6 protein-coding genes are annotated in these 12,239 nt (G+C 34.7%); 5 read left to right on the plus strand and 1 reads right to left on the minus strand.

From position 1 onward, the window contains the following. Positions 1–57 precede the first annotated feature (57 nt). From PL77_RS30105 to PL77_RS01655, 5 genes are all read left to right on the plus strand, one after another. The gene (locus PL77_RS30105) at positions 58–2,181 is read left to right on the plus strand and encodes an OmpA family protein (protein WP_052444086.1); all 2,124 of its coding nucleotides are present in this window, start codon (positions 58–60) and stop codon (positions 2,179–2,181) included. 16 nt (positions 2,182–2,197) lie between these two features. Beyond that, positions 2,198–4,534: a hypothetical protein gene (locus tag PL77_RS01640; RefSeq protein WP_044200958.1), complete on the plus strand. Its 2,337-nt coding sequence runs from the start codon at positions 2,198–2,200 to the stop codon at positions 4,532–4,534. Then, entirely contained in the window at positions 4,534–6,840 is a 2,307-nt protein-coding gene (locus PL77_RS01645; protein WP_044200960.1) for a caspase family protein, read from the plus strand. The genes PL77_RS01640 and PL77_RS01645 overlap by 1 nt, the downstream gene beginning before the upstream one ends. A 180-nt stretch (positions 6,841–7,020) precedes the next feature. After that, positions 7,021–8,490, plus strand: a complete 1,470-nt coding sequence (locus tag PL77_RS01650; protein ID WP_044201055.1) for a membrane dipeptidase — start codon at positions 7,021–7,023, stop codon at positions 8,488–8,490. 796 nt (positions 8,491–9,286) lie between these two features. Continuing rightward, the gene (locus PL77_RS01655; protein WP_044200962.1) at positions 9,287–10,762 is read left to right on the plus strand and encodes a membrane dipeptidase; all 1,476 of its coding nucleotides are present in this window, start codon (positions 9,287–9,289) and stop codon (positions 10,760–10,762) included. A 91-nt stretch (positions 10,763–10,853) separates the two neighbouring features. On the opposite strand, the gene PL77_RS01660 is transcribed toward PL77_RS01655, so the two are convergent. Beyond that, positions 10,854–12,068, minus strand: a complete 1,215-nt coding sequence (locus tag PL77_RS01660) for a hypothetical protein (protein ID WP_044200964.1) — start codon at positions 12,066–12,068, stop codon at positions 10,854–10,856. Positions 12,069–12,239 lie beyond the last annotated feature (171 nt).

Raw genomic sequence — 12,239 nt, forward strand, 5'->3', positions numbered from 1 at the left:
GATTTCATGCTAAGTGCACAACTATTACAACAACTTCTTTAACGTCTAGTATCAATTATGATCGATTCTATGCCATTATATAAGTATATAAAAAGCTATACTAAAGTTATATGGTTATCGCTTACATTACTTTTAGGTCTGAGTACTTTTTCTTTCGCTCAAGCTCAGAATAAAAAACAAATCAAATTACCAGACAATGTTAGTTCTCCAATGTATAGAGAGTATGCTCCTTCTTTGAATGCGGAAGGTAATATACTGATATTTCAAGCGAATAGAGGAGAGAATAGACAATGGGGTATTTACGAAACAATTACTAAAGACGAAGGTAAAACCTGGTCTGACCCTGTTGGGGTTGATAGTGTGAATAATTATGGTTCAGAAAACGATCTAATTGGTGGACCTTCCATCTCCTATGACGGTAATACATTATACTATTTTGCACACTTTGACGATGGTATTGGGGCTGAAGATATTTATTACTCTACAAGGATTGGGGACAAATGGAGTGCCCCTAAAAATATTGGTGCTCCGATCAACTCGAAATTTCATGAAAGTTTCCCATCCGTTACTGCAGACGGTCAACAAATGTATTTTATGAGAATGGACACCGTACAATCTGAAAATGGTTCCAATTGCTTTGAGATTATGGTTTCTCACAAACAAAGTGATGGTAAGTGGGGAGAACCTGAAGCTCTACCGGCTCCTATCAATATTGGTTGTGAAAAAGCACCAAGAATACTTTCAGACGGTAGAACGTTGATTTTTTCTTCCATTCGTGCAGGTGGTAAAGGTGATTATGATTTATGGATGAGTAAACTAGGCTTTAATGGCGAATGGTCAGAACCTATTAATATGCACTTTGTAAATACGAAAACGGCTGACCTTTATGCTTCAATTTCAGCATCTGGCGAGGACCTTTACTTCCTAAACAGAGGGGCTGTTGACCCAAAAGTATTAAAGAAGTTCCCCGAAGAGAAAGGACAAGAAGATATTTTCACGGTTTATATTCCGGAGGAATTCAAGCAATATAAAAGCAAAACTATCCAAGGTAGAATATTCGATATAGCCAACAATACTCCTGTTCAAGCTTCATTTATTGTAAGAGATCGTTCGACAACGGAAAAACTTTTTGAAATACCTGTAGCCGAAGATGGTCAATTTGCACTGGTGTTAACAGAAGGTATTGATTACGAAATCACGGTCAATAAAGAAGGCTACTCCACAACCATTTTCTCTGAAAACTTAATGAGTTTAGATCATTATGCAAGAGAAGAAAAAGACTTTGGATTGTTTAGTACTGCAACGCTTAATTTGGAGGTTTTTGATGCAGATATCATGCATAAAATTCCGGCTGATATTAAAGTAAAAAGTCTTACCACACAGCAATTCTTAAGTTCAGTTTCTTTTCAACAGGAAAATAAGACCTATCAATTAGCATTGCCTTTAAACGATAAGTATGAAGTTACGATTACGAAAGAAAACTTCAAACCTCAATCCTTCCAATTTGACCTAACAGGTTTCTTACTTTATCAGTCTTTTGAAAAATCAATTGAATTAAATCCTGTAAAAATCGAAATGGAATTCAATATTGAAGATGCTGTCACCGCACAAGGTCTTCAAGCTATGATTATTCTTCATAATACTGATACAGACGAAAGAATTGCTATCGCAGCAGAAAAAGGTGAAGATGGTAAGTATAAAGTAGAGGTAAGAGATGGAGCCAACTATCAAGTAGAAGTACGAAGTCCAAGAGGTTACTCTTTCTTCTCTTCAAAGTTAAAAGCCGGTACTAAGAAAAATTTTGATGTAGCACTTACCGAATTAAAACCGAATACAAAGCTACCTCTAAAAGACATCTTGTTTGAATCAAATTCATCTGAAATTATTGAAAGTAGTTACCGAGAGTTAAAACGTTTGGTAAAACTGATGAAGGATAATCCTAATATTACGGTTGAATTGGCAGCACATACAGATGATGTAGGAAGTGATCGATACAACATGAAATTGTCTGAAAATAGAGCAAAAAGTGTTGCTATGTACGTGATGCAATTTGGGATTCCAAAATCAAGACTAGTACCAAAGGGGTACGGTGAAACACAACCCGCAGTGGCCAATGATACTGAAGAAAATAAGGCTAAAAATAGAAGGGTTGAATTAATGGTTCTTTCTGTCAACAACTAAGATAATAAAGTAAGTAATGAAGACTTTTAGCAAAAATATATCGAAAGAAATTTCTTTACTCTTGATGCTGTTCCTTCTTGGTTGGCATAGCGTTGTATTTGCTCAACAAAAAGTAGAAGAAGACGAAGCAACAAAAGCAGAAAGAGAAAAATATGAGGATTTAGATTATAAAAAGTTTTTTCCTCTGTTCAAACCTACATTTGATTCAAGAATCAACGATTATACACTTCAAGACTTGAAAAAAGTCATAACGTATCAACCGTTAGAGTTGAACCCTGTTTTTCAAGTAAGTGATTATTACTTCCAACGCATCAATGACTTTGATGTGCTCAGAGAGTACCAAGCCATTCATTCTACTTGTGACTCCGCACTTCGATACATTGAGTTGTTTGAAGCTCGATTAGATGAAAAAGAAGTAAAGAAAAAAGGGAAACGTTATTATATGGAGTTTTTGAAATTCCCTGCTAATGACTCACTTCCGGATGAAAAAGTGAATATGAACCACATTCACAATGAATTGAAACGTAGAAAAGAGGTGTTAGCAGAACAAAAAGTAGAAGTAGATAGTATCTACCTCAATTTTAAGGCTAGTATTAATGAGTACTTGATTGCCAACGAGATTTTCAGAGATGTTTGTGGTACCTACCCTACCATCAAGGAATTGTATATCATGGCGGAGTATGATTCTCTTTTTGAAAAAATGGCTCCGATGAAAACGCATTACAAAAAGAGTCTTTTCTATTTTGAGCTTTACAAAAAGGCATTAGAAGTACACCCAATGGAAGGGTATACTACCACTTACAGTGTTCTTCCAATTGAGGACTACAGAATTCATGGGCTTACAAGAACAAGCTTCTTAACAGATGATATTCGTTTGTGGGATTACTCAAAATGGTATGATGAAGTATTACAATTCTACAAAGATGAAATCATCTCGATGCGCTCAATGGTGACTAGTTATGATGAAAAACTAGAAGCATTAGTACTTCAAAAACAAAATACAGCAACACCAAGCGAAGAACGTTTTTATTTGGACCTTTACACAGTAGGTAAAATCAAAAAATATGATCCTAATGCCTACCCTGTCAATATTTACGAGTACAAAGAACAAAAAATCAACCTTTTAAATCAGATTGCTTATTCTAAGGTGATCAACTCAGGACTAAAAGGAGATTTAAAATACATCAGGTCTCAGGCAGACGTTTGGACAGAAAGTGAAAAGGCGAAAGACCGAATCAACAGTATTCCAACAGACAAAGAAAGTGTTGGATATAAAAAACACGCCAAGTATTTCGAATCAAAATACAATGATAATCTACCTCTTTACATCTCAAATGAGAAGAGGTTTATCGATGAACAACAACAAAACGCGGAGAAGTTATTGAAAGAAATAATTGTCAATTACTTTTCTTCTACCCTAGCAGATTCTGCAGATTTCGTAACTTATGAAAAAGACTCTATAAGCTTAGAACCTATTCATGAAAGTAATGAATTTTTGGTACGAAGGATCAACACTTTGCATGTTCGCCCGAGTAAAGATGATCATAAGTTATTAATTGGTACCATAAAGGATGAAAAATCTTTAGAAGTCTTTGTGGCTGACCTAGACTCTGCTAATGAAATTACTTGGGTAACAAGATATCCATATAAGAAAGGTGAATATCAGGGATTACCGACTATTGATATTCCATATATCAACATAAAAGGTGGTTCATTGCACCTTATGGTCACTGTACAAGGGGTAAAAGTGGGAGAAAATCAGCTAACTTTAAACAATAAAGTTTTGATTCTTGAACAAAGATCAGGCAAATTGTTGAGAGAGATGTCTTTATTCAGCAATAAATACCCACGAGTATTCCAATACATGCAAGAGCAAAAAAGTTATTTAGTAGCCTATAAAGGCCGATCAAAAAACAATATTAATACTTACGACACTTTGAACATTCAAAACATCAAAGTGGATGGAGAAGTACTTTGGAACACCAACTTAATGATGCAAGGAATGGTCAATGAAATCATTGCTTTACCTAATGAGTATTTAGTGGTGGCCAATATTAACAAGCTCTCTAATTTAGATGGATCAAGAGTATTGACCGGTACACAAAGTAATTTTGGCTCATTTAATACAGGGATTCTGAAGCTAGACTATTATGGAACACCTATTAATGGTACTGTTCTTAGTTCAAGTGAATCCTATCAAACTATTTTTGCTCTTACCGATTATGACAATACACTAAACCTCATTGGGGTAAAGGGTGATTATAGAAATTATCAAGACTACAGTAAAAGTGAGATAATGCTTATCACACTAAAAATAAACAACCTAAAAGTGGTTGAAAAAAACATTCAATAATGGAAAGTAAAATTAAATTTTATCATCTACTTCTACTTTTCTCTTTTTGTGTTTTTAATGCAAAAGCACAAACCGTTGAACAAGTATGGGAAAAGCACATGAAGAATGCTCGTGAATGGTACGAACTTGACGAGTTTGGAAATGCTTTACAAGATTATATTAAGGCAAAAGAAACGTTACCGACTGATTCTGTTGCTTATTTAGAAGGAGCTTTAGCCGCAGCTTATGCCAACGACAATGCTTCTTTTGAAAAATTGAAAAGTGAGTTTAATTCGGTATTCAAATACACCTCTCCTACTTTCAATGAGTATTCTGAAATTATGTTCCAAGCCTCTTTAGGCGAAAATGTTTCGGAAGAACAGCTAAAAGAAGGACTGAGGAATTATCCTCATAATGCTGAAATGTATGGTGGCCCACTTCTTTCAATATATTTTGAACAAAATAAAATTGAAGAGGCCACTAAATTGTTGGAAGAATTAGTTCCGATAGCCGAAAATGCTGAATTTCCATATACGTTAGGGGTTATTTATCAGCAAAATGAAAAAATTGATGATGCCTTAGAAATGTATAATAAGGCTTTGGAAAAAGATCCAGATCATTTAGATGCCAACTACAATATTGGCACTATTTATTATAACAAGGCTGTAGGTGAAATCAATAGATTGAATCACTTGAGTTTGGAAGAATTTGAAAGTCAAAGTGCCGCTATGAACCAAGAAGCACTTGATTTATTAAAGAAGGCCAAACCTTTTATTGATAAAGCAGCTTCAGGTGACAAACATGCAACGGATGCATTTGAATTCCTGCAAACTACATTAGTCCTCATTGATCATATTCAAAATATGATGGAGACGATGGCCTCTGTAAAAACACAAGACAATAGTATTGTTTCTTTTAATGATAACGTGAGTCCTCAAGCAAGGGAGATCAATGTAGGAACACCTACAGTTGGTGCCATTGTTTCAACTCCATCTCTTGCTGCCACGACAACTCAACCCGAGAAAAGTAGTAACGAAAGAAATGTAGACATCACTGAAACTCCTCAAAAAGAAGATGCCTCAGTTCCTACAACTACACCTTCAGTGGCCACTCCAACAACGCCTGTTGTACCTACTCCTGCTGTAGCCGTTGCTAAAGAAAAGAAACCTGCTGAAAAGCTTTTACCGGCTGAATTAGTAATGTCTGACCTGCAATTTGTGTATGATGGTGGTGTAACAACGCTTTCAAAAGGTGGATCTGGCAAAATAAAACTTCGTGTAGACAACTGGGGAAAAGGAACTTCTTTCTCTCCTACAGTTAAACTTTTAGCTTCGATGTCTGTTCCTGGACTAAACTTCGACAGATCTGTAAAGCTAAAGAATATTGAGCCAGGTGATGGAATGGATGTAGAAATTGAAGTAAGCTACGCAAAACCCAATGCCGTTTCAAGAGGATTTAAAGCAATTAAGGCTCCTCAGAACAAGTTTAGAGTGATGGTGCAAGATTCCTTAAGAAACCGCTCTGACATGCAAGAATTCATGTTAAGCTTGGATCAATCTGGCGCTGATGATGCAGGTGCTGTTGTAGCCAAAACAGTACAAAAAGGTACAAACTACCTCGTATTAATTGCTTGTAACAACTATACGAGCTGGACGCCTTTAGCCAATGCAGTGAACGATGCTCAAAATTTCAAAAAAGTCTTATTGGAACATTATCATTATGATCAAGCCAATGTCTTTGAACTTTATAATGAGCAAGTGAATAAATCAGAAATCAACAAACTAGTCAGAGAACTAGCAACAAAAGTAGGTGAAGAAGACAAAGTACTAATTTACTACTCAGGACATGGCTACTATGATGAGTTTACAGAAGAAGGTTACTGGGTTCCGGTCAACGCTGCAATGACACAAGATGATATGTCTCAATACTTACCGAATGGAACGATCTTAAAATATATCAAAGCATTAAAAACAAAACATACTTTACTGATTTCAGATGCATGTTTCTCAGGTTCAATGTTCGCTAGTACCTCAAGAGGTATGATGTATGCTGACCGTGTTGAATCCTTTAAATCAAGATGGGGCTTATCTTCAGGTGGATTAACAGAAGTTTCTGATGGTAATGCAGGGGAACATAGTCCATTTAACCTTTATCTTACAAAATACCTTGTCAACAACCCCAATGAGAAATTAACGATCTCAAGCTTGGCACTTTATGTAAGACAATCTGTAATGAGTAACACCATGCAGGAACCTCAGGGAAAACCTTTAAAGAATGTTGGACATGAAGGTGGTGAATTTGTTTTCAACCTTAAAAACCCTCAATAGTCTAGTTCAGTTTTTCTATACATCTCAAGAGCACCTCAGATCATTAAAAATGGTTTGAGGTGCTTTTTTGTATTTTTTTAATCACTGGTAAGGATTATCATTAAAAAAAGAATATTTTTTATGAATTTTGTCAGACTAATTCGAACAGACAAAAACTTCATCAAAATATTACTTTTCGCAATGAATAAGAAAATCTACATTGACTTCCATTGTCATCCTTCCATGAAACCCTTCGGAAAAAGTTTCAATAATTCAGATACAAAAGGGAAAAATAGTCCTAATTTCAAAAAAAATAACAGCCTATTTCATAAGAAAAAAACGAATCCTATCAGTAAGCTATTCAACATTGTCACGACCATGACAAAATTTACGCAAACCGATTTACAGACGCTTGCCAAGGGTGATGTACACGTTATTTGTGCCGCTTTATATCCGGTAGAAAAAGGCTTTTTGATCAATAAGCTGAAGACTGGCCTCATCTCTGACGCCCTTTCCAATTTAGCGATGGGAATTGGTAAAAAACGTATTGATCATGTTCAGGAACATCGTGATTACTTTGCAGACCTTGAAATGGAATACGACTTCTACAAACAATTGGATAATCAAGTTGTGGATATTCGAGGTAAAAAGGTGAAGTACAAAATCGTTAGTAGTTATCATGAACTCGAAAATATGGAGACCACACCGGGATATACAAGCATTTATATTGTTTTATCCATGGAAGGAATGCATGCACTCAACACGGGGTTAGATTGGGAAGAAAGCAATTGTGACGAGCAAGAAGTACTTCGGAACTTGGAGACGATTAAAAACTGGGAACACCCGATCTTTTTTGTGACACTTGCCCATCATTTCTGGAACGAACTATGTGGGCAGGCGCCTTCCCTAAGTGGAATTGTGGGTTGGGCTACAGACCAAGAACATGGTTTGGATATAGGAATTACTCCTTTAGGTTATAAAGTCATCGATAAGTTGCTTGATAACTCCACTCAGAAACGAATGTTGATCGACCTGAAGCACATGAATCATAAGTCAAGATCGGCTTATTATAAACATCTTTCGACGCAATATGCATCAGAAAATATTCCTTTAATCGTAAGTCATGGTGCTCTAAATGGTCGACGAAACTTTGAGAATCCTGTACATGATCATGCTACAGGAAGTCAGTTTCTTGATGGTGAAATCAATTTCTATGATGATGAAATCATTAAAATAGTGGAAAGTGATGGAATATTCTGTTTTCAACTTGATGAAAGACGATTGATCGATGACCCCAAAAACATTAAAAAAGGTCTGACAAGGCATAAAATGAAATTTAATCAGTCACAACTTCTTTGGAGACAAATTCAACATTTTGTAGAGGTGTTACAAGCTAGAGGTTATACCAATGTATGGGATCATATGGCGATTGGTAGTGATTTTGATGGAGTCGTCAATCCATTAAATGGTTTCTGGACAGGAGAAGAATATGCTAGTCTTTCTGAGTATTTGGTAAAACACGCTTCTAGTTATCTACAATCTAACAATTGTCCTTTAAAAGGTAAAAACCGAATAACTCCAACAGAAGCTATTGACAAAATATTCCGTGCGAATGCTTTACGTTTTATGAAAAAGAATTTCAGTCAGAAAGTAGAGGGTGTAATGGTGTAGATAGAGTAATATTGTAAACTAAGTTTTTGTTAGCTTTCAACTCCTCTATTGAATAGTGAATTGTTATGCATTATGGTTCGTGAGGACGTTTTAATAAAACGCCCTTACAGTACTACATTTTAATAGATAATTTGTAAAACCTTTTTCATTTAATCTGTAATCATTTAGTAGTATCTAAATCGGCCTTGAAGGGAAAAGCGTGAAGAATTTCATGGATTGAGCCGTTAAAAATGATTTTGTTGTTTGAGCTTTAGCGAGTTTAAAATCATTTAGGCGAAAGAAATGGAATTTAGCTTTTGACTTCTAAGCCTTGACTTTTTTGCTTCGTTTTTGTGTTAAGACAAAAATGAAGAAGAAGGAAGCTTGAAAGTAGATACTATAAATGCTTGTAGAAAGAGCGAATAAAAGTTGATGATAATCTGGTTTACTGTATACCAAATTACATTGTAAACTAGATTATCCCACCTAAAGCTATTTTATCACTTTAATTTAAATGGAGTGATAAAATAGCTTGGATAAACGATATCCATTCATAATACCTAAAAACACTAAACCATTTATTTTCAGTAATTTAAAAAACAACATTAGATTTCACATTAATTTTTGTATATTCATATAACATTCTGAATAAGTAAAAAAAAGACCTGCAATTTATTTAGAAAACACACACAAATAGGATTATTGACCAGTGAAAATATTTGTGTGACTAACCCCGAAACAAAAAGTAGGTTTGCAATTATTGAAGCAACCCACTACTGATTATTCAAGAAACCTATTTCAACACCAAAAACTATTTATGAACAGTAAATTTTTCATTGACTTCCATTGTCACCCTGCTTTAAAACCACTTGGACAAAGCTTCAATGACAATAGAATTACTGGAAGAAACCATCAAAATTATAAAAAGAACAATAGTATATTTCACCAAATTAAACCCAATGTTTTTAAGAAAGTATTAAATCTTATTTCATCCTTAACGAAGTTTACCCAAACTGATTTAATGACTTTAGCAGAAGGTAACGTGCACATCATCAGTGCATCCATGTACCCTATTGAAAAAGGCTTTTTAATCAACCGTTTTAAGAAAGGCATCATCACCAATACCATAGGAAGTCTAGCCATGGGCGTTGGTAAAAGAAGAATAGGGTTTATTCAAGATCATGATAACTACTTTAAAGATCTTGAATTGGAATATGAGTTTTACAAGGAACTCGACAATAAGATTGTAACGGTGAGAAATAAAAAAGTGAGGTATAAAATTGTCAATCACTATCAAGAGATTGAAAAAGAAATTCACTTACAAAATGGTATTAAAACCATCTTTATTGTGCTCTCTATTGAAGGGTTACATTCCTTAAATACAGGTCTAAACGCCAAAAAAAGTAAATGTAATCCACTCGAAGTCAAAGCCAATGTAGACAAGATAAAAGCATGGGAACATAAAGTTTTGTACGCGACGGTAGCCCATCATTTTTGGAACGAACTCTGCGGGCATGCCACCTCTTTAAGAGGGATAGTAGATTGGATTACAAATCAAGATTATGGATTAGATAGAGGAATTACCACCTTAGGTTATGAGGTCATTGATAAGCTGCTTGACAACCAAAATGGGAATAGAATTTTGATTGATGTAAAACACATGAATATCAAATCTCGAAATGCTTATTATCAATATTTAGAATATAAATTTCCGGATGAGAATATTCCCATTATTGTTAGCCATGGTGCTTTAAATGGATTGAAAAGTCACAAAAGCCCTATCAATGCCATTCCTGTTGGGAGGTCTTTTATGGGAGGTGAAATCAATTTTTATGATGATGAAGTGGTCAAGATCGCCAAAAGCAAAGGGCTCTTTTGTTTCCAACTAGATGAACGAAGGCTCATAAAGGATATCAAAAATGTCCCTAAAAGTTTCACCAAAAGAGGAATGTTGAGAAACAGGTCGAGATTACTTTGGAATCAGATTCAACATTTTGTAGAAGTTTTAGATCGAGCATACCTTTCGAATATCTGGGATAATATGGCTATTGGAAGTGATTATGATGGTATTATTAACCCTCTTAATGGCTTTTGGACAGCGAAAGAGACAGAAAGTTTATATAGTAATCTGGTGACGCATGCAAAAAACTATTTTACTTCACCAACATGTCCTCTTCAACCTCAAAATAAGATTGCTCCTTCAGTTGCGATCGATAAGATTTTTCGCTTAAATGCTTTGCAATTTTTGGAGAAGAATTTAAGAAATACTACCCCCAAAAAACTTGTTCAATAAAAAAGAAAACCTCATCAAAACGAAGTATCGTTTCATGAGGTTTCTTTGGTTGTTTGAGTCCATGAACTCAAACGTATAGGCGAAAAGTAATTTACTCTGTCATTCCTGCTTCTGTAACGTAAGCAGTATATCTTGCTTTATAGTCATCAATAAATTTATCTATTGAAGCAAGTTGTCTTTTGTATTTGCCTTCTCCAAGCACCTTTAACTGTGCAGAATGTATTGCTACCTTTTTAAAATCTCTAGTGAATAAGGCTGCTGCTACTATATTAAAATGTAAACCTCCCGCTACTTTTGCATTAATCTTTGCTTTCTTATCTCCTGTATTTTTTTCTTCCAAAGATTTCTCCCAAACAGCAATTGCTAAATCCAAGTACTCTTTTGCTTTATTAAAATCTGATTCATTTTCCAATAAATGATAACCTAATATTGCATTGTTATACGCTTCGGCATGTTCTGGATAAATATTCTTTTTTTCCGCTCCCATAAACACTTTAATGCTTTTTTCCTTTACAACATAACCAAACAAATCGTTCAATAAATCATTGGCCTTGTTCATCGTCAGCATTAGCAACATATCTTCATTTTTACGAATGTCAGTTACTCTTTCTCTTAACCAAATTTCTTCCAACTGTACCGAATCTTTTTCTTCATCACGAATTACACGTGTAAAGTTATTAGAGTCATTGACAAAGCCATCGTATAAAATATTTCCGTCTTTAGTAGTTGCTGTTACTTTTACAGGGTTTTTAATCGTATACACATAACCATGATATACAGTATCATTTTCAACCACTAATTGACGATCAGTGTGTTCCATTCCAAGAAAAGTAAACTTAATAGTCGTTGCTGCACTTTCATCTACTGATATCCCTTTTAAAGAAATACGAGAATGTACTTGTGCTGAGCCATCTATCACTTTTGGATAAACAGGAGTTAGCGGGTAAGGTTGCTTTTTAACTAAAGTATCTGAAGGTCTACCATCACCCAATATGATATTAGACATGATTTTACTTCCTGTTGATGAAGAATCATAAGCTGCTTGTCTTCTTTTTAAATCGGCAAGATCCTCAGCATACTTTTTGTCAATATTAGCGACGATTGTTTCATAATCTTTTTTCATTTTAGCTACAGTCTCTTTATTTGATGATTCTGTAGTAAACTTGACTTTTCTTTCTGCTTTAGGAAAAGGTTTTGACGGGTATTGTAAATAACTGAATTTTACTTTCTCATTCTTTACTTTTTGAGCAAAACTAGAGATGTTTATTAGCAATAAGGAGAAAGCTAAAAGTAGGAAGTATTTCATAATTTTAGAGTAGTTGAGAGTGCGCAATATATTATTAAAAAAATAGTGGCTGAAGTTCACCCACTTCTTATTTAATTCATCAAAAAATTGAAAGTCGAAATTAACAAAGAAAAAACAATAATTAAAAATTGATAGTGGAGACTTAGTACATTGTAAACTAAATTATCGTCA

The organism is Flammeovirga sp. OC4 (assembly GCF_000812565.1).
Taxonomy (GTDB): Bacteria; Bacteroidota; Bacteroidia; order Cytophagales; family Flammeovirgaceae; genus Flammeovirga.